The following is a 20,098-nucleotide window of genomic DNA, read 5'->3' as shown; positions in this document are numbered from 1 at the left end:
TTGCCGGCCGGATTTTTCTTTTTCGCATACATAGCACGGAGCATATCGGGTACAACGAGAAGCAGGAGCATTGCACAAGCAGCCCATTTTTCTGCACCCGTGAAGAAGGAATGGCTCGTGTTTATAAAAATGGTGTTCCATGGAAAGCCAGTCCGGACATCGACCCACATGCTAAATGCAGCGCATAACAAGGCGAACAAAATGGTAATCGCATATTTTTTCACGTACATCGGTAATCCATCCTTTTAGTCAGATTTATAGTCTTATTATGTGAATGGACTGGCTGTTCCCATGCAGAAGTTGAATTTTTCCGGGGGCAGCCGGAGCCGGCTTGACGAATTATATAATAAGACTTATACTAATTCTAAAAACAAATCATAAGGAATGATTCTATATATGAAATCACTAAATTTAACGACACAGCGTAAAGCAGTTTACGATGTCGTCCGCAATGCGAATGACCACCCGACTGCGGCGGAAGTAATGAACCGTCTTGTCGAACAGGGTTATAATTTTGCATACGGCACGGTATATAATTCGCTCAGATACTTAACCGACAAAGAGCTGATCCGTGAATTGAAGCTGGGCGAGGCCGCAAGCCGTTATGACGCCAAGCTGGATGATCACCAGCATATTCTGTGCGAGGTGTGCGGTAGAGTGGATGAAGTGATGTCGAAGGTTCCGGAGGAATGGAGCGCTGATGTAGCCAAGGAGACCGGATATGACGTGCATCATGCCCATGTTGTATTTGGGGGGGTGTGCCCAGAATGCAGGCAGAAGAAATAAAAAAAAGAGTACAGAGCGGATCGGTTACTCCGTTTAGGCGCCCAGAGCAAGGGCTTGGATACAATGAGCAGCTGTTCGGTAATGATTATCCTCAGGCATGTCCGGTGACGCAGCGCGTCATCCTCGTCAGCCCATTTCCCAGCGAAATTTATGAGCTTGTAAGGGATCTGTCGGTAGGCTGCTTCGATGTCCTTGTATTTCATCATTTGGAGCAGGGCCTCCGCAATGCTCTGGCTGCCGATCTTGTTATCTTTGACCTGACGGCTTATCGGGGCAGTGAAGAGGTTTCGATGCTTACCAAGCGAATGCTGCAGGATCTCGAAGATGTCCCTTCCCTGCTGCTGGTGAACGAGGCGTTGCTATCGCAAATGGACCCGAGCTTAATGCACCTCGAGCTCCTCGTCTGGCCTTCCTCGCCGCATGAGATACTGTATCATGTTCAGCGGATTATCCGCACAAGCAATCATCGTCCGGCTTCCGGTGCTTTACCAGCCGGGGGAACATCAACTTATAAAGATCTTTGGATCGACCGCAAGAAGATGCAGGTGTACCGGTCCGGCATAGCTATCGAGCTGACCAAGACGGAATACGAGCTGCTGATTAAATTGCTGGATCATGAAGGGAGCGTACTGTCCCGAGAAGAGCTGCTTGCTGACGTGTGGGAGACCTCCTTTATGGGCGGGAGCAACGTAGTGGACGTGCACATCAAGAGCCTGCGCAAGAAGCTCGGCGACCGGGCCGCGAATCCGACTTATATCGCGACTGTCCGAGGAGTTGGATACCGTTTGGCGGATTAAAGGAGCCGACTACAAACGAATAGTGCTGATACTATTAAAATCATGCAAACCGCTCGCTTATCGGCTGAGCGGTTTTATGCGTCGTTGTGAAAAAGGAAAATATGCGATTTATGTCGAATATAACAATATAAATATTACATATACAAGCAAAACAGGTTAGGGTCAAATCTATGAAGGAAAGGAACTGAAGTGAATGAAGAAACGCGTAACGTTTTCATTATTTATGGCTAGTCTGTTGATTGCCGCCGTTCCTGTGGTGTTACTGCTGCTGCTGGACGAGTCCATGAAATGGATCGTGGCTGTAGTGTCTGTTGTGTTTGCTTTGTTGGTGTCTGCGCTATTGATTCGAAGCATAACAGGTCCGCTTCAACGCTTAAGTGCATCTATTCAGAAAATCAGCGGAGGCGATTTGTCGGAGCGGGTCAGCGGAGCCGAGCGTAATGATGAGATCGGCATAGTGGCCAAGCGGCTGCAGGAAGCGGTCGATCAATGGAATGTTATGCTGGCGGAGATGCAGCAAGCGTCCAATCAGGTCAGCTTGTCGGCGAACCAGCTGTCGGCAAGCGCAGACCAGACGACCCGAGCAATCGAGCATGTAACTCAGGCTATACAGGAAGTGGCCTCTGGCAGCGAACGCCAAACGCATAATATGATTCGCGGGGTAGAAGGTGTCGAGGATATTTCACGGCAGGCCGCGGCGATCTCGGGCCATATTCAAGAGGTCAGCGAGACGATGGAGCAGACTACAGCCGTGGCTGAAGAAGGAAATACGTCTGTTCTCAGCGTCGTTGAAAAAATCGAGTATATTCATCAAACGGTCGATGAGCTCGGCGGGGTCATTCAAACCTTGAACGAGCATACCGAGAATATCGGCGGGATTGTCGGTGTCATTACAGGAATCGCCCAGCAGACCAATCTGCTTGCCTTGAACGCATCGATTGAAGCAGCAAGAGCCGGGGAGGAAGGGCGCGGTTTTGCTGTTGTTGCTTCGGAAGTCCGGAAGCTTGCCGAAGGCTCTGAGAGCTACGCCCATCAGATCGAGGAGCTTATTGACGGTGTTCAAACGGAGGTACAGCGGGCGCTGGAATCGATGGAGAATGCGAAAAAGGGCGTAGAGGAAGGAATTGTTGCCGTCGATATATCCGGCCGCAGCTTCTCGCGCATCCGTAGAGCCGTCCGCGGAGCAGCAGCCAAAATCGAAGAGGTATCCGGCTCGGCCCGCGAATTGACGCAGGGAGCCGGGAAAGTGTCGCAGATTATCTCCGAAATCCGCAACATTACAGAAGAAGGTGCGGACAATGTCGGGGCGATTTCCGCAGCCGCCGAGGAGCAGCTCGCTTCAATTCAGGAGATCGCGTCCTCCACGACCCAGTTGTCTTCGATTGCGGGGCAGCTGGAAGAGATGTCAGGCAAGTTTAGATTGCGGAAATCCTAAATAGAATTAGGCATGCCAGAACAATGGAATGCTGCCTCGCCGTCGGTTAAACGATGGCTAGGCGGCATTTTCGCATTTAAGGGGGATTTTTTCCAGGTGTTCCTGATTCTAAAGTTGGATGCATAAATGCAACGGCCGGAATTCATTCTAACGAGAAAGATGCAATAGAACGATTTACTTAACCCCCTGTGTCGTTTAAGCTTATGTTAAACGAAGCTGCTGGCAATGATAGCTGAATACGGGGGTAGAGAAGTGGCTAGAAGATTAGAAGGCAAGCGAATTGCGCTGACTGGGCCTCGCCGTGCGGAGGAGCTAGGCAAGCTGATCGAGAATATGGGCGGAATTCCGTTGTACCGACCAGCGCAGGGGACTGTGTTTTTGGAAGATGAGAAACTGCGGCAGGGGATTCGGACGTGGGTGAGCCAACCTCCGGACTGGTCTATTTTTACCACGGGAATTGGGCTTAATGCTCTGTTCGAGATGGCCGAGGAGATGGGGCTGCTGGAGGTATTGCTGGCCAATCTCTCTAATTCGCGCATCGCCGCGCGGGGGTATAAGACGGCGAATGTTTTGAAGAAGCGCCAGTTGACGCCTCTTGTCCGCGACGATGACGGCAGTACGGATGGACTGATCCGTGAGCTGGCCGCATATGAATTGAAGGGTGCTACGGTATTGCTGCAGTTATACGGCGACCGTGCGCCAAAGCTGGTGGAATGGCTTGAGCGGCAGGGGGCGGTCTGCACGGAAATATTGCCTTATCGTCATATTGCTCCCCCGGAGGAAGACTTAAACCGCTTATTGCTGGATATTGTAGAGGGGAAAGTTGATGCCGTATCCTTTACAAGCAGTCCGCAAGTAAGGTTTCTGCTGGAATATGCGGAGAAGCAAGGCCGCTTCGACGAGCTGATCTCTGCGCTGCGCGGGCCGGTAATCGCCGTTGCCGTGGGCAAAGTAACCGCTCAGGGACTGTATGAAGCGGGAATTCCCCGCGTAGTCGCTCCAAAGGAAGAACGAATGGGGAGCATGATTGTTGAACTAGCGCGTTATTTCGCCGGCGAAAGCGATCCCCTGCTGGCTGGCAAATAAGCCCTGCCCTGCCGGGGATGGGGACTTTACGGACAGGAGGAGCAATTCATGAATAAGAAGAGAGCGCTGCTGATTGGTGATTATACTCATCCTAAATTTTATCCCCTGCAAGGGGTTGATCGGGAGATAACCCATATTTTGAATGATAGCTTTTCAGTACAATGTACTGAGAACAATCATATGCTTGAGGAAAGCAATTTACAGTCTTTCGACCTCTGCATTTCCTATCACGACAGCTGGAGGGAGAGGCTGTCCTCCAAGCAGACCTCAGGTCTTCTGTCCTGCATTAGCGGCGGGCGCGGACTGTTAGTTCTTCATAACGGCATTGTTTTGCAAAAGAAATACGAGATTGCCCAGCTCATTGGCGCCCGAAACGTATCGCATCCTTCCTTGCAGAAATTGCAGATGCGCGTGACAGCGCCGGATCATGATATTATGCTTGACATTTCGCCCTTTGAAATCGAGGACGAGCCATACCGGTTCGAATTTGATCCGTTTTGCGAAACGACGATTTTGCTGGAATACGAGATGAATGGAGAATGGCATCCTGCGGCTTGGGCGCATAGCTACGGGCTCGGCCGCGTAGTCTATCTTCTTCCAGGACGCGATCAGGCTGTGTTCCAGCATCCGGAGTATCGCAAGCTCGTGCTGCAGGCCGCGAAGTGGGCGGCAAGATCGCCGGGCTAAACGGATTTGAAGCGCGGCTTCATTCCGCGTTGTATCACGGAACCAAAGCAACCTTCTACAAAAGGCCGGAACGCTGATTGGATGCGGGTTCGGCCTTTTTTAAAGCAGGGAAAACCTGAAACAAAGCAGGATACTAAACAACGAGGTGGATATATTTGACGACTTTCGATCAATGGGGCATTTCGCCTGAGCTTATTCGAACGCTACAACATCATGGCATCAGCACTCCGACACCAGTACAGGAGGAGGCTATTCCTGTGCTGCTAGCAGGGGAGGACGCGATCGTCCAGGCCCAGACGGGAACAGGGAAGACGCTGGCATTCCTGCTGCCAATCATGGACAAGCTGAAGGCGGATCGCCCTGACCCGCAGGCGCTGATCATCACGCCAACCCGGGAATTAGCCATCCAAATTACGGCGGAGGCTCGCAAGCTGGCTGCTTCCCGCGAGGGGATATCGATTCTCGCTGCTTATGGAGGGCAAGATGTGGAGCGGCAGCTTCGCAAATTGCACAATGGCACACAACTGGTCATCGGTACACCGGGCCGGCTGCTGGATCATTTGCGCCGCGGCTCGCTAACGCTGGGTGCTGTACGTATGCTCGTGCTCGATGAAGCGGACCAGATGCTGCATATGGGCTTCCTGGCCGAAGTAGAGGCGATTATTCATATGGTTCCGAAAAACCGCCAGACCATGCTGTTCTCCGCGACGATGCCGGACAATGTCAAGCGGCTTGCCCGGTCATACATGGACCGGCCACGAGATATCCGCATCGCGGAGACCTCCCGCGTCACGCTGGATAACATCCGTCAAATTCTTGTGGAATGCACGGATCGTGGCAAACAGGGGGCCTTGATCGAACTCATCCGCACCCATCGCCCTTATTTGGCGGTTATCTTCTGCCGGACGAAGCGGCGGGCGAGCAAGCTGAACGAGGCTTTGCAGGAGGCCGGGTTTGCCTCTGACGAGCTGCACGGGGATTTATCCCAATCCAAGCGGGAGCAGGTGATGCGCGCATTCCGCGATGCGAAGCTGGAGCTGCTCGTTGCTACCGATGTAGCGGCCAGAGGCATCGATGTTGAAGGAGTAACCCATGTGTTTAATTATGATATTCCCCAGGATGTGGACAGCTACATACACCGGATCGGCCGTACGGGCCGGGCTGGCGGGAAAGGGGTTGCGATAACCTTTGCTTCTCCGCGGGATATCGATGCGCTGCGCCATATTGAACGGGGCATAGCGATGAAGCTGGAGCGGCGCCGCCAGGAGAAGAGCGAAACGGCAGCCTCTGTGAGCAGGGATACAGCAGGCAAACGGGAATCCAAGGACTCCGCCGGAAAAGGGAGACGGCCTGAGGGCAGGAAGCCGGCTGGAGGAAGAGCAGGCGAAGTGCGCCGCGGCCAAGGCAGCGGGAAGGGCGGCCGTGAACGTCAATCCACCCGGTCGAGCCAGGCTAGGGGAACCAAGCCATCTAATGCGAAAAGCGGACACGCCTCCCGCAGCGACGGCGGCGGCCGGCGCGGCAGATCGGAACGGGGAGGGCGCCGGGGGCGGTAAATACAGCCGGTTTGAAATTGAAACGCAACATAGTGTGGCTAAAATACGTTTTAAATATATAGAAATAATGCCTCGTCCTTGAGGGGAAGAGGTTAGGGGGAGAGGGCAAAGTGAAGGACAGAAGGATCCTATCGGTCTTGTTGATTTGTATACTGGCTGCGGTCGCCATAACGGCTTGCGGTAAGGAGAATACGCCACCGCAGCCGGATAATTCGGCCGCAGTGTCCCAACCGGAAGCTAACCCGTCAAATGGGAACGAAGGGCAGGGCAATGCTGCTAGGGAAAGCTCTGGTCAGGGTGCCGGTCCGGACTCGGAGCAGGCGCCAGCGGCTAACAATCCGCAGAAAGGCTCCTCAGCGGCCGACAAGGCGGCTGCCGCCGATCCTCACAGTATTGCCGTGCTTGTTAATAAAGAGCTGGCTTTACCTGAAGATTATGAGCCGTCCGATCTGGTCTATCCGGATGTACGGTTTACGTTCAAGGAGAAGATTGAGAAGCGGATGATGCGCAGCGAGGCTGCCAAGGCGCTGGAGGAAATGTTCGCCGGGGCCGAGCGGGACGGCATTTATTTGGCTGGCGTATCAGCCTACCGGTCTCACAGTACGCAAACGTCTTTGTTCAATCGTTATGTAGCGAGAGACGGAGAAGAGAAGGCCAAGACATACAGCGCGGTCCCAGGTCATAGCGAGCATGAGACCGGGCTTGCGATCGACATCTCGGCGAGCGACGGGAAGTGTGCTGCGGAGGATTGCTTTGGAGGAACGAAGGAGGCCGAGTGGCTTGCCCAGCACTCCGCGGAATACGGCTTTATCATTCGTTATCCCGAGGGGAAAGAAGCTATTACAGGCTATAAGTATGAGCCTTGGCATCTACGCTATGTCGGCAAGGAAATCGCCGCGGATATTTTTGAACGGGACATTACCTTGGAGGAATATTATGATGCTGTTCCGGTATCCGGAACTCCTTAAAGCTAAGCTTTTGCCGACCGGAATTTATGATTCATCTCGCTGCCAACCGGGTTATGTAGTTACGAACTCCAACTAAACTTTAAGGAGGCGTAGGGAATGTCCGAGCATAATCATGTAGTCAACAAAGAAGGCGAGATGGCGCTGAATAAAGTGGATGATGCGCTTAGGCGTATGGATGGGGAACGTAAGGAGGATATCCTCGAAAATTTTGATGCCTTCAAACGTTATTTGGGCGGGCGGATCGAGGTAGCTCAAAGCATAGGGCTTAGCGAAGAGATGATGGCGAAGGCGGCGGAGAAGATCGGCGATTACCTGGCTGCTAACGAGGAGCCGCGCAACCGGGAGGAGAAGCTGCTGCAAGAGCTGTGGAAAGCCGGGGAGCAGGAGCATCGCCATGCTTTGGCCCATATCCTGGTTAGGCTTGTTAGAACGACGCCATGACGCAATAAGATGGACTGAGCTTAAATGAAGGGTGGTTTCCTTATGGAAATCACCTTTTTCTATTGACAACTGATAATGATTATCAGTATCTTTAGAACAGAGGACTTTTTGTTAGATATTGGTCGTGTTGTGTTCATATATAATCAATATGTCGTGTTGCGGAAAGGGAGATCATGATGATCGGATTAAATACATCCCACTTAAATATCGCTTATGGAGACCGTCTCATTGTAGAAGACTTGAATATCAGCATTCCTAAAGGGAAAATAACCGCCCTTGTCGGGGCGAACGGTTCAGGGAAATCTACAGTACTCAAAACGATGGCGCGCATCCTGCAGCCTAAATCCGGAACGGTTCTGTTGAACGGAAAATCCATTCATAAGCAATCGACCCGAGAAGTGGCCAAGCAGCTGGCCATTCTGCCTCAGAATCCGACTGCACCCGACGGGCTTACGGTCTATGAGCTTGTATCGTACGGCCGCTTTCCGCATCAGAAGGGTTTCGGGAGCCTGAAGTCCGAGGACCGGAAAATCGTCGATTGGGCGATCGATGCCACTGGAATGAATGAATTTGCGGACCGGGCGCTTGAGCAGCTGTCCGGGGGACAGCGGCAGCGGGCCTGGATCGCCATGGCGCTGGCACAGGAGACGGACATTCTATTTCTGGATGAGCCGACGACTTTCCTGGATATGGCGCACCAGTTGGAGGTGCTGCAGCTGCTGGAGCACCTGAATGCGGAATCCAGCCGCACCATCGTCATGGTCGTGCATGACTTGAACCATGCCGCGAGGTATGCCCACCATATGATCGCTATTAAGAAAGGGCAAGCCATCGCCGAAGGAGCACCAGCCGAAGTGGTTACCTCTTCCGTCCTGCGCGAAGTATTCGGTATTGAGGCGGATATTGTGACCGATCCGCGGAGCGGGGTACCGCTGTGCCTTCCGTATGAGCTGTATCGCGTAGCGGAGAGCAAGGGACAGCTTCCGAAGAACAGCGTGCTTACGGGTGTCGGCGACAAGGTAGCTGCACTTCGTTAATTTGCCGGGACGTTCAAGAAGCTTAGAGTGAAGCAGGGGGATCATATGCAGCGGTTGGCTATCGATTATCAATTCTTAGAACAGCATTGTTACGTGGTTCGCAGCTGCAGAGAGCAGGCCATTTATACGGTTGAGGGAAGAGAACTTCTGGATCGGCAGCGGGCCGAGCAGTTTTTGACTTTATACCAATCCGAGATTAAAGGGCTTGATATTCAGGTTGCGGCGACGTATTTCGCGGCAAGCTGGCGGGTTCTTTGCACAGCGCTGCATTATATGGCGTCATTGACGGGCTCGCAGTTAAATTTCCGATTGGACAATTTGACGCTGCAGATCGTTCGGGTTCAGCAATTTCCAACGATCTTCTTCGTGCTGCGGGACGATACAGAGTCCGTGCGGCCGGAAGGCGAGGCTAACGGCTGGCAGGAGCAGCGGTTAGGCAGCTTCTACCTGGAGACCCTGCGGCCGGTGATGGAATCGGTAGCCGGCTTGTCCAAGCTGCCGGTTACGCAGCTCTGGGGACAGCTGCCGCTCGGAATTGCTTATTATATCAAGCAATTAGCGAGTAGGCTGGACACTGCGGAGCAGCGTGAGCGGCTATGGGCGGACCATGAATCTGTCAAGGAAATGTCCGCGGAGTGGTTTGGTGTCAAACGCAATCCGTTTGCGGTCAAGGAAATCCTGGTAGATAATCCTTATACGCCTGGCGAGATGATGCCCTTGAAGCCCACCTGCTGTCTGGCTTACCGTACGAAAACTGATTTAGGCTATTGTTACACTTGCCCTAAGCTGACCAAGCAGCAGAGGGAAGAGAAGCGGAGCCAGCTGATGCAGAGGCAAATGGAATCCAGCAAGAAATAAGCCGCCCTGGCTAGGGCGGCTTTTGTGAGTGATTAGCGATTACTTTAGCGACTGCAAAGCTTGGACTAGCGGGGTCTCCCCTGCAATTAAATTGAAGGCGGCATGCTCCGTCTCAGGCAGCTTTAAGGCAAGAACCGCCGCCTCGGCCACATCGTTTCGTGAGATAAATCCCGAATAGGTGAACCCATCGCGGATCGATACTTTGCCTATAGGCAAATCATCGGTCAGACCTCCTGGACGTATAATGGTATGGCACAACGTGCTTTCTTCCAGTACTTTTTCGGCCCGGCGTTTGGCTAATAAATATGGCTTCAAAATTTTCGGCATACGTTCCGGCTCCAGTGTCCCCATCGAGCTGATTAGAATGAAGCGTTTAACACCCAGCATGGCGGACTGCTCGATCAATCGAACGGTTCCGAGATGGTCAATTTCCTCAGGGTCTCCCTTATCTCCCGCGCCGACCGCGCAAATGACGGCGTCCGCCCCATCAATCCCTTCCGAGAACACAGTTCTCAAATCCCCGATGTACGGCTTTGCCCCCCATTCCTGCAAGTGATCCCGCTGTGATTCATTGCGAACCAGACCCCTAACTTCATAATTTTCTCTGAGAAGCGCTTTAACGATGTGACGACCTGTTCTTCCGTGCGCTCCCGCTACAAAGACGGTATACATGGGCAGTCCTCCGGTATCTAGATGATATTGGCAATACCCCCAGTTAACAGGGGTATTTATCATTACCCTTAAAAAAATGTTCATAACCCCTTGCATTGTGAAAAAGATCACACTATAATAAGAGTTACAAGGTGAATGATTTCACAATATTTTATTTTCTCAAGTGATATATTTCACAATAAACATCCCGATTTTTGAACAATATATAACATCGGGCCATCATAAGGAGGAAGTAATCATGAGAGTAGCAGTTATTGGATGTACGCATGCAGGGACGGCAGCCATTGTAAATACAGCAAAATTATATCCAGAGGCGGAGATTACCGTATATGAGCGCAATGACAATATTTCCTTCCTGTCGTGCGGAATAGCTTTATATGTCGGCGGCGTAGTGAAGGACCCTCAGGGATTATTCTATTCTTCGCCCGAGCAGCTTGCGGAGCTTGGCGTAAAGACAAAAATGCTTCACGAAGTGACCGCTGTGGATACAGACCGGAAGCAGCTTACGGCACGGAATTTGCAGACTGGGGAGGAGTTTGCGGATCATTTCGATAAACTGATCGTAACTACGGGTTCCTGGCCTGTCGTACCCCGATTCCCAGGGATCGAGCTGGATAACATTATTCTGTCCAAAAACTTCAATCATTCCAACCTGATTATCGAGAAAGGTAAGGAAGCGCAAAATATTGTCGTCGTCGGTGCAGGTTACATTGGCATTGAACTGGTCGAAGCCTTCCAAATGAACGGCAAAAACGTGACGCTGATCGATGCGGAAGAGCGGATCCTGAGCAAATATCTTGACGCAGAATACACGGACGTCATTGAAGATACCCTGCGTGAACGCGGGATTGCCCTGGCGCTTGGCGAGAAGGTCGTGCGCTTTGAAGGCGAGGAAGGCAAGGTGAATGCGGTAATCACCAATCATGGCCGGTATGCTGCAGACGTCGTGATTCTCTGCATCGGCTTCAAGCCGAATACGGAGCTGCTGAAAGGTCAAGTCGATATGCTGGATAACGGGGCAATTATCGTTGACGAGTATATGCGGACGAGCAAAAGCGATGTGTTTGCGGCAGGCGACAGCTGCGCGGTATATTATAATCCGTTAAAAAGCCATGCCTATATTCCGCTTGCGACGAACGCCGTGCGCATGGGAACATTAGCCGCACGCAATTTGTTGACCCCGACAGTGAAATACCTAGGTACCCAGGGGACCTCGGGCATCAAGATTTATGAGAACAATATTGCGGCAACCGGGCTGACGGAATCGGCAGCCAGAGAAGCCGGGCTTGAAGCGGACTCGGTACTGGTGACCGACAGCTACCGTCCGGAATTCATGCCGACTCATGAGAAGGTTACGCTGAAGCTCGTATACGAGCAAGGAACAAATCGCATTCTGGGCGCGCAAATCATGTCCAAGGTGGATTTGACGCAAGCGATCAATACCATTTCAGTCTGCATCCAGAACGATATGAAAATGGAAGAGCTCGCATTCGTCGATTTCTTCTTCCAGCCTCATTTTAACAAGCCATGGAATTTCTTGAACAGTGCCGGATTGCAAGTGCTCCCTGAAGTGCCGGCACAGGAAATTGTTCAAGTGTAGCCTCTGGATCAGAAATCACTGCTCAGATTATTCTTGTCAAGCATACAGCCACTGCCGGGAGAGACGTTCTCCTGTGCGGTGGCTTCTTTCATAACCAACGTGACTAATGTTACATTGCCGGCGCGCCAAAGCACGATACAATGAGGATACAGTAGAGATAATGGCTCAGTTCAAGAGGAGATGATAACCATGGCTTATTACAAACCGCCGCAAATCGCGGAAATAACCGTGGATACGGGAGTCCAGAAGGCGCGTAATCCGCTGCTGACTGTAATGATATTAGGATTTCTCGGCGGAGCGTTTATCGCGCTTGGATTTCTGCTCGATATACGGGTAATCAGCAATGCGCCGCAGGAATGGGGAAGCATCGTCAATTTCATCGGTGCTGCCGTGTTCCCGATCGGCTTGATTCTCGTCCTGCTTGCTGGCGGCGAGCTGCTGACAGGCAACATGATGGCCGTGCCGCTCGCACGGATGGCGGGGCGCATTACGACGCTAGAAATGCTGAAGAATATCATGCTCATCACGGTCGCCAACTTTCTCGGCGCCGTCTTTGTAGCATATTTCTTCGGGCATGTCGTCGGACTGACGGCCAGCGGTCCTTATCTTGATAAATTGATCGCGATGGCCGGGCATAAGCTGGATGACAGCTTTCTGCAGGCCTTCGTATCCGGAATCGGCTGCAACTGGCTTGTTGCGCTTGCCGTGTGGCTGTCCTACGGCGCCGATAATATGAGCGGCAAAATCCTCGGCATCTGGTTCCCGACGATGGCCTTTGTCGCCATCGGCTTCCAGCACGTTGTCGCTAACATGTTCCTTATCCCCGCAGCGATATTTGAGGGTTATTACTCTTGGGGAGATTATGTCCGAAATTTCGTGCCTGTCTGGCTAGGCAATTTAACCGGCGGCGCTTTGTTTGTCGCAGGCGCATATTGGACGGCTTATTTAAAGGACAGAAAAACAAAAGCTGTGCAGCAGCCCGAGCTTGCATCCATTCCCGTAAGCAAGCACGCATAATTTAACAGCTTATGAAGCGAATCAGCCTGTTGATCATGCAACAGGCTGATTTTTTTAGGCATGTCGCCAATCCGGCTGATTTCAGGTTCCAGTAGACAGGGCCCCGTCTTTTTCCTAAGATGATTACAAAAGGAAGACATGAGAATAGGGGATGTGTTTACATGGTCCGAGAGGAAAACGGAATATTTCCGGCTGTGTGTCCATTGGATTGTCCGGATACCTGCGGCCTGTTACTGCATAAGGAAGACGGAAAAATCGTAAAGGTGACGGGGAATCCCGCGCATCCGGTCACGAAAGGCGCCATCTGCAATAAAGTCCGCAACATGACGGAGCGTATATATCATCCGGAACGCATTCTCTACCCGCTGCGGCGGACGGGAGCCAAGGGCGAAGGAAAATTTGAGCGAATGACTTGGGACGAAGCCATTGGCGAAATTGCCGGGCGATTTACGGAGTTGATTCGCGATTACGGCTCGGAGAGCATTATGCCTTACAGCTTCTATGGCAATATGGGAGCGCTGAGCGTGGATGGCATGGACCGCCGTTTCTTTCACAGGATTGGCTCGACCCGGCTGGATCAAGGGATTTGCAATGCTGCCGGCAACGTAGGCTGGAAGTATACGATGGGATTCATGGGGGGGAAGAGTCCGGAGGAGACCGCCAAGGCCAAGCTGTTCATTGTATGGGGACAGAACACGATCAGCACGAATATGCACGCATGGTCCATCATAGAAAAGGCGCGCAAGCAAGGGGCGAAGCTCGTCGTTATCGATGTGCACCGGAATCGGACTGGCGACCGGGCGGACTGGTTCATTCCGCTTCATCCGGGAACGGACGCGGCTCTGGCGCTCGGTTTGATGCATGTCCTCTTCGACTGCGGCCTGGTGAATGAGGAGTTCCTCGAGAAATATACTATCGGCCATCAAGAGCTGCGCGAGCATGTGAAGCAGTATACGCCGGACAAGGTGGCGGCCATTACCGGGGTCCCGGCGGATGATATCGTCAAGCTAGCCAAAATGTACGGTGAAACATCCCCGGCGTTTATACAAATCGGCAACGGACTGCAGCATCACGACAACGGCGGCATGAACATCCGGACGATCGTCTGCCTTCCAGCGCTGACTGGGCAGTGGCTCGTCGAGGGAGGCGGCGCCACTAAAGCGAACGGCGATTATTCCAAATTCAATGGAATGGCATTGGAGCGTTCCGACCTCCGGGCGAATCCCGATGCCCGGATTGTCAGCATGAATCAGCTTGGCGAGGCGCTGCTGTCCCTGAATCCCCCGATCCGGGGAATGTTCGTCTACTGCGCGAATCCGGCTGTCGTAGCCCCTGATACAGACAAGGTGGAGCAAGGCTTGCTGCGCGAGGATTTGTTCACGGTCGTACATGATCTGTTCATGACTGATACGGCCAAATATGCGGATATTATCTTACCGGCAACATCAACCTTCGAGAATACGGACCTATACCGGTCCTACTGGCATCACTACATCCAGCTTCAGGAGCCGGTTATTCCCCCGCAGGGGGAGAGCAAGAGCAATATGGAGGTATTCAAGCTGCTTGCGCAGGCAATGGGGTTCACGGAGGAGGCCTTCCAAGATACGGAAGAGGATATGATTCGCCAGGCTCTGGATCACCCGGCAAATCCGCATATCGAGCATATTACGCTGGATGGGTTGAAGGAGCATCGCTACCTGAAGCTGAATATGGAATATCAGAGCCGTTATTTCACGGCGCCTCCGACCCCTTCCGGCAAAATTGAACTGTATTCGCAGCGCATGGCCGAGGCCGGACTTCCGCCGCTGCCCACTTATGTTCCGCTCGTGGAAGGTTATGACGGCGAACGGCGGCCGGGCACAGGCTCCCGCTATCCGCTCATGTTCATTTCGCCGCCGAACCACAGCTTTCTTAACTCCACCTTCGCCAATGTGGAGAAGCTGGCAGCTCTGGAGAAGGAGCCGACACTGCAAATTCATCCGGAGGATGCGATGGTGCGGGGAATATCCGACGGGGATGCGGTTCTCGTGTGGAACGATCGCGGGCAGTTCGAGGTTACGGCGGCGATAACGGATAAAATGCTGCCGGGCACCGTTGTCAGCCAGGGACTGTGGTGGGAGCAGGATGGCAAGCGCCAGCGTGCGAATGCACTTACTCCTGAACGCCTTGCCGATATGGGGAATGGGGCGACTTTCTTCTCGACTGTTGTCGAGGTAAAGCGTCAACGGAAGTGCTTGCCGAATCAATAAGATTGCGCGATACTAGATAATTATTTTTGTGTATAGGAAAAGCCCGCAAGGGCTTTTTCCTCTTCATGCAGATGGTGGGCGATAACGTTGAAATTTTTGGAGCAGTATCCTAAAGAAGTGAGAGGTTTTCTAGTCGCCAGTCTTGTCAATTCCGCAGGCGGGTCGCTCATGTGGCCGCTCGTGTCGATGTATGTGTTTGATGAGCTGGGCCGCAGCATGGCGGACGCCGGCTTTGTCATTCTGATCCAATCCGTCGGCGGCATCGCCGGACAGCTCCTTGGAGGCGGGCTGTATCACAGAATCGGCGTTAAAAGATTGATCGTCGGCTCCCTGATTCTAAATGCGCTCGGATTGTTTACATTGCCTTTTATCAGCAGCTACTGGCTGTTTTTTGTGACGATGATGGGCTTCATCGGCTTCTGCAATGCCGTGTCGCTTCCGGCAATCCAGGCGTTTGTCGGCTTCCGGTTTGCCGACCGGCGCGGAGAGCTGTTTAATGTCATTTATGTGGCCAACAATATTGGAGTAGCCGTAGGTACGGCGCTGAGCGGATTTCTGGCCGAATTTTCGTATCATTTGAGCTTTATCATGAACGGAGTAACCTCAGCGGGCTTCGCGTTGTTCTTCTTCTCGTATCTATCGCGGATTGACGGCATTGGCTCTGAATCCGCAGTACAGATGAAGAAAGGTACTCCGCCCGAAGGCAAGGGAATGGGGATGCTGCTTGGAAATACGCGGATTTATCTCTACATGGGGATCGGCTCGCTATTCCTCTGGTTCGGCAATTCGATATGGAACACTGGGGTATCGCCGTATATCATTTCGGAAGGGATGTCCAAAACGGCTTATGGCTATTTGTGGACACTGAACGGTATATTGATCTTCGTCGCTCAGCCGGTGACGGGGGCGATCAAGCGAATGTTTGCCCGTACGGAGAATGCTCAGATGACGATTAGCGCGATGTTCTACTTGTCGGCCTACATCGTCATTGTCATCATGAACAATTATCCGGGCATGGTGCTGGCGATGGTGCTGGCCACGCTCGGAGAGATGCTGATTTCTCCCGCGATCCCTTCGTTTATAGCCGAGCGGTGCGGCAAGGAGGCGCCGTTCTATATCGGGCTTGTAGGCGGTCTGGGAGCTGCAGGAAGAGTGATCGGCCCGTATATTATGGGCTCGATGTATGATGGCGGCGGTCTTCCGCCGGTCGCTTGGCTGGCTGCCGGGACTGCGGTGTTATCCATCAGCTTCTTCTTCACCCATTCCCGGATGAACCGGGCAAATGCTGTCCCAGAGCGTGCGGTATGAGATTTATAGCAAATTCCCTATAGTGGTATAATGGTAGTACATCATTATTAGGAACGATGGAAAGGGATGGCGTCATGCATGGCGATGAAACGGATGTGCCTCGGAAGTTCAGCATCTGGATCAGGCGATCGGAGCTGCGGGACGCAGTTCAATTAATGGAGATTGACGCGTTGGTCTGGACCAGCCGGACCAGCCCCTCTCCTATCAAATGGGCGTCCCGGGAGCAATATTTGCGGAACTGCCCGCCAGGCGGCCAGCTCGTAGCTGTAATCGGTGAGCGGGTGTGCGGATATTTGGGTTTTGCCGCACCGACGGCGATGCCATGCCATCGCCATGTGTATGAAATTCATGTGGCGATTCATCCGGCTTACCGGCGGCTCGGAATTGGAAGCAGTCTAATGGCGGCAATGAAGGAGCTGGCCGCGGAAGAGGGCATCCGCAAGCTCTCCCTGCGCGCGCTCAGCACGAATCCTTGCGCTGTTGCCTTTTATGAAAGCTGCGGGTTTATGATGCAGGGCAGGCTGATTGCGGAATATTGCATCGAAGGGGAATATGTGGACGATATTTTAATGTGGTGCCCGGTTATTCCTCCAGCAAGTGATGGCAAATAGCCATCCCGTGCCGGAGGTCTATGTCAGGCAGCTGATGTTTAGATAGGCTTGTCCCTGGCGTTATCTGACTCGTCCGGGTCTCAGCTCAAGCGCATAGATATCTTCTTCCAGCGATGCCATTCGTTCATTCACAAGCTGGCGGGAGTCGCTTAGTGCCTGATTGTATACATAAGGACCGATTTGCTTCAGAAAAAACTCCAGCATGCCGTCTGCGGCCAAATCGCCGATTTGTTCGCCCCGTTCCACCTCGAAATATTCCTGAATGAGCGATATCATTTGTTCGCGCTGCTCTCTAGGCAGCTTCAATGGGCTGATGGCCATATTTGATGACGTCCTTTCGTATGAATTGATGACTTCATTTAGATGAAAACACGTCTATCGACGTACTTTTCAGAAAGCCTTGACCTCGATTATCGGGATTACCCTTGTGATATAAGGATGCGTGAGCTACGAAGGTCTATACTTCCTTATATCATAACAAAAGCGCCGGGCTGCGCCTATGCCATTGAACTATTGCGGAGTTATCGGTATATTTAAAAGAAGAAAAATCGGATCAGAACGAGGTTTATCATATAAGGAAAGGTTGATATCCGTGGAGCATAACAGCAGCAACAGTACACCTCCTAACTTTATTAAGAACATTATTACCGAGGATCTGAAAAGCGGCAAAGTGAAGGAGATCGTCACGCGCTTTCCGCCGGAGCCAAACGGTTATTTGCATATCGGGCATGCCAAAGCGATCTGGATTAACTTTACGATTGCTGATGAATTCGGCGGCCGCACCCATCTGCGCTTTGACGATACAAACCCCGTCAAGGAGGACGTGGAGTACGTCAACTCGATCAAGGAAGACGTGAAATGGCTTGGCTTTGATTGGGAAGAGCTGCATTTTGCCTCGGATTATTTCGAAGAGATGTATGAGCGGGCGATCGTGCTAATCAAGAAGGGTAAAGCCTATGTTGACGATCAAAGCCCCGACGAGATTCGAGCGACCCGCGGAACGTTGACCGAGCCAGGTCAGAATAGCCCGTATCGCGACCGTTCCGTGGAGGAGAACCTCGATCTGTTCGCCCGGATGCGTGCCGGGGAATTCAAGGACGGCGAGAAGGTGCTGCGCGCCAAAATTGACATGGCATCGCCGAACATTAACCTGCGGGATCCGGTCATTTACCGCATTCTCCATGCTTCTCATCACAACACGGGAGACAAGTGGTGTATCTATCCGATGTATACCTACGCCCATCCGCTGGAGGATGCGATCGAGGGCATCACGCACTCGCTCTGCACGACAGAATTTGAAGATCAGCGTCCGTTCTATGATTGGGTCATCGAGGAGACGGAGATGCCAAGTGTTCCCCGCCAGTATGAATTCGGGCGCTTGAATCTAACCCAGACCGTAACGAGCAAGCGGAAGCTGAAGCTGCTGGTTGACGAAGGCATCGTGGACGGCTGGGACGACCCGAGAATGCCGACGATATCCGGCTTGCGCCGCCGCGGCGTAACGCCGGAAGCGATCAAGGCTTTCGTGTTCGAAGCAGGCATATCCAAGGCGTACGGGGAAATTGATCTGAAGATGCTGGATCATTTCATCCGCGAGGATTTGAAGCTGAAGGCGCCAAGAACGATGGCTGTCCTTGACCCGCTTAAAGTCGTGATCACGAACTACCCGGAAGGGCAAACCGAATTGCTCGAAGCCGAGAACAACAGTGAGAACCCGGAAATGGGCCATCGCCAAATCCCGTTCTCCCGGGAAATTTATATTGAGCGCGAGGACTTCATGGAGAACCCGCCAAGCAAGTATTTCCGCTTGTTCCCGGGCAATGAGGTGCGTTTGAAGCATGCTTATTTCATCAAATGCAATGAAGTGATCAAGGATGAAGAAGGCAATGTAGTGGAGATCCACTGCACTTACGATCCGGAAACGAAGAGCGGCAGCGGGTTTACCGGCCGCAAGGTGAAGGGTACGATCCATTGGGTCGAGGCATCGCAGGCGGTGCCAGCCGAATTCAGGCTATATGAGCCGCTGATCCAGGATGCTCAGGTGGAGGAAGGGGTTCAGCTCGACGATGAAGAAGGCGGCGAAGAAAAGACCTTCATGGACTACCTTAACCCGAACTCTTTGAAGGTCGTTCAAGGTTTTGTGGAGCCGGGCTTGAAGGATGTGAAGCCGCAGGATAAATTCCAGTTTTTCCGCCACGGCTACTTCAACGTCGATTCCAAGTATTCGGCGCCGGGCCGTCCGGTCTTTAACCTGGTCGTATCTCTGAAGAGTTCCTTCCAGCTGCCGGATAAAAAGTAACCAGCATTTACTGCGTATCTGTATATATGAATACCCCGCATTAAGCGTTGCTTAATGCGGGGTATTTTGCGTTCAGCAAGGCCGTGTGTTGCCATGTGTTGTGCGATGGCGGCTGCAGTATAGCTAAAGAAAGCGAGGGGAATGAGCTCTTGAAAGCTGTGGACCATGGGGAGAATATGGTCGTGAAAGTGGTGGTGCAATGGTGGGCAGTGTTGGTGATCGTGGTAGTGGCAGCGGTAATATGTGGTGGTAGCGACAGTTATAATGACAATGACAGTGACAGCTTCAGTGGCAGTGACAGTGACATAGCTGTGCTAGCCGGTGGTGAGGGCAGCAATGCAAGGTGATGGCCAGAGTAGGGGGAGCAAAGTAAGACAGTAGTTTTAAGTAGTAGTGTAGTAGCGATGTAGCAGTACTGTAGAAGCATCTAGAAGCATGTAGAAGCATGTAGAAGCATGTAGAAGCAATGTAGCAGTTTTATAGAAGTAATGTATAAGCAGTGTAAGGGTAGCGTTAGGGGCAGAAAGAAGTTCCACGGGGAGCAGGCAAGTACCACGGGAGCAACAAGTAACATTGGGAAGTAGTACTAAAGGGGACAGTGAAGTAACGGTTACTCACATACTTTGTAAAATTTAACGGACCCTCCGTCCTCTATTCATGTAAAAATCCCCAAAAATGACTGCCAACGGAC

18 protein-coding genes are annotated in these 20,098 nt (G+C 52.3%); 16 read left to right on the top strand and 2 right to left on the bottom strand.

All coding sequences use genetic code 11. From position 1 onward, the window contains the following. Positions 1–396 precede the first annotated feature (396 nt). The 10 genes from GNP95_RS17810 to GNP95_RS17765 all read left to right on the top strand — a co-directional run bounded on the left by GNP95_RS17810 (position 397) and on the right by GNP95_RS17765 (position 9,651). Complete coding sequence (locus GNP95_RS17810; RefSeq protein ID WP_155612204.1) at positions 397–786, top strand: Fur family transcriptional regulator; 390 nt, start codon at positions 397–399, stop codon at positions 784–786. Then, on the top strand, positions 768–1,583 hold the full coding sequence (locus GNP95_RS17805) for a winged helix family transcriptional regulator (RefSeq protein WP_155612203.1): 816 nt from the start codon (positions 768–770) through the stop codon (positions 1,581–1,583). Before GNP95_RS17810 ends, GNP95_RS17805 begins: the two co-directional genes overlap by 19 nt. Positions 1,584–1,806: 223 nt before the next feature. Beyond that, a complete protein-coding gene (locus GNP95_RS17800) occupies positions 1,807–3,018 on the top strand; it encodes a methyl-accepting chemotaxis protein (RefSeq protein WP_230873895.1) in 1,212 nt (403 codons plus the stop codon). Positions 3,019–3,270: 252 nt separating this feature from the next. Next, positions 3,271–4,104 carry a uroporphyrinogen-III synthase gene (locus tag GNP95_RS17795; protein ID WP_330163492.1) on the top strand — a complete coding sequence of 278 codons (834 nt, stop codon included), beginning with the start codon at positions 3,271–3,273 and terminating at the stop codon, positions 4,102–4,104. A gap of 48 nt (positions 4,105–4,152) precedes the next feature. Then, a complete protein-coding gene (locus tag GNP95_RS17790) occupies positions 4,153–4,791 on the top strand; it encodes a ThuA domain-containing protein (protein WP_155612200.1) in 639 nt (212 codons plus the stop codon). 155 nt (positions 4,792–4,946) lie between these two features. Then, positions 4,947–6,347, top strand: coding sequence for a DEAD/DEAH box helicase (locus tag GNP95_RS17785; RefSeq protein ID WP_155612199.1), 1,401 nt, complete (start codon positions 4,947–4,949; stop codon positions 6,345–6,347). Positions 6,348–6,457: 110 nt separating this feature from the next. Further along, on the top strand, positions 6,458–7,315 hold the full coding sequence (locus GNP95_RS17780; RefSeq protein ID WP_330163491.1) for a M15 family metallopeptidase: 858 nt from the start codon (positions 6,458–6,460) through the stop codon (positions 7,313–7,315). 96 nt (positions 7,316–7,411) lie between these two features. Beyond that, complete coding sequence (locus tag GNP95_RS17775) at positions 7,412–7,756, top strand: DUF3243 domain-containing protein (RefSeq protein ID WP_155612198.1); 345 nt, start codon at positions 7,412–7,414, stop codon at positions 7,754–7,756. Positions 7,757–7,932: 176 nt separating this feature from the next. Continuing rightward, positions 7,933–8,793: an ABC transporter ATP-binding protein gene (locus GNP95_RS17770; protein WP_155612197.1), complete on the top strand. Its 861-nt coding sequence runs from the start codon at positions 7,933–7,935 to the stop codon at positions 8,791–8,793. A 45-nt stretch (positions 8,794–8,838) separates the two neighbouring features. Then, on the top strand, positions 8,839–9,651 hold the full coding sequence (locus GNP95_RS17765) for a hypothetical protein (protein WP_155612196.1): 813 nt from the start codon (positions 8,839–8,841) through the stop codon (positions 9,649–9,651). A 39-nt stretch (positions 9,652–9,690) separates the two neighbouring features. Here GNP95_RS17765 and GNP95_RS17760 read toward each other — a convergent pair whose 3' ends face one another. After that, complete coding sequence (locus tag GNP95_RS17760) at positions 9,691–10,323, bottom strand: SDR family oxidoreductase (protein ID WP_155612195.1); 633 nt, start codon at positions 10,321–10,323, stop codon at positions 9,691–9,693. A gap of 238 nt (positions 10,324–10,561) precedes the next feature. Between GNP95_RS17760 and GNP95_RS17755 the strand changes: the two genes are divergently transcribed. The 5 genes from GNP95_RS17755 (at position 10,562) to GNP95_RS17735 (ending at position 17,108) form a co-directional block, all read left to right on the top strand. Further along, the gene (locus GNP95_RS17755) at positions 10,562–11,923 is read left to right on the top strand and encodes an FAD-dependent oxidoreductase (protein ID WP_155612194.1); all 1,362 of its coding nucleotides are present in this window, start codon (positions 10,562–10,564) and stop codon (positions 11,921–11,923) included. A gap of 189 nt (positions 11,924–12,112) precedes the next feature. After that, the gene (locus tag GNP95_RS17750) at positions 12,113–12,940 is read left to right on the top strand and encodes a formate/nitrite transporter family protein (protein WP_155612193.1); all 828 of its coding nucleotides are present in this window, start codon (positions 12,113–12,115) and stop codon (positions 12,938–12,940) included. A 161-nt stretch (positions 12,941–13,101) separates the two neighbouring features. Further along, positions 13,102–15,189 (top strand): molybdopterin-containing oxidoreductase family protein, encoded by a 2,088-nt coding sequence (locus tag GNP95_RS17745; protein WP_155612192.1) that lies wholly within the window; start codon positions 13,102–13,104, stop codon positions 15,187–15,189. 87 nt (positions 15,190–15,276) lie between these two features. Beyond that, entirely contained in the window at positions 15,277–16,497 is a 1,221-nt protein-coding gene (locus tag GNP95_RS17740) for an MFS transporter (protein WP_155612191.1), read from the top strand. A gap of 74 nt (positions 16,498–16,571) precedes the next feature. After that, a complete protein-coding gene (locus GNP95_RS17735; protein ID WP_155612190.1) occupies positions 16,572–17,108 on the top strand; it encodes a GNAT family N-acetyltransferase in 537 nt (178 codons plus the stop codon). Between the two features lie 60 nt (positions 17,109–17,168). Here GNP95_RS17735 and GNP95_RS17730 read toward each other — a convergent pair whose 3' ends face one another. Further along, positions 17,169–17,429 carry a DUF2164 domain-containing protein gene (locus GNP95_RS17730; protein ID WP_155612189.1) on the bottom strand — a complete coding sequence of 87 codons (261 nt, stop codon included), beginning with the start codon at positions 17,427–17,429 and terminating at the stop codon, positions 17,169–17,171. 271 nt (positions 17,430–17,700) lie between these two features. Between GNP95_RS17730 and GNP95_RS17725 the strand changes: the two genes are divergently transcribed. Continuing rightward, the gene (locus GNP95_RS17725) at positions 17,701–19,407 is read left to right on the top strand and encodes a glutamine--tRNA ligase/YqeY domain fusion protein (protein ID WP_413773759.1); all 1,707 of its coding nucleotides are present in this window, start codon (positions 17,701–17,703) and stop codon (positions 19,405–19,407) included. The last annotated feature ends 691 nt before the right edge of the window (positions 19,408–20,098 follow it).

Origin of the sequence: Paenibacillus woosongensis, assembly GCF_009725165.1 — a bacterium.
Lineage (GTDB): Bacteria > Bacillota > Bacilli > Paenibacillales > Paenibacillaceae > Fontibacillus > Fontibacillus woosongensis.
Note: the sequence above shows the minus strand (reverse complement) of the source record. Positions and strands in the feature narration are given on the sequence as shown.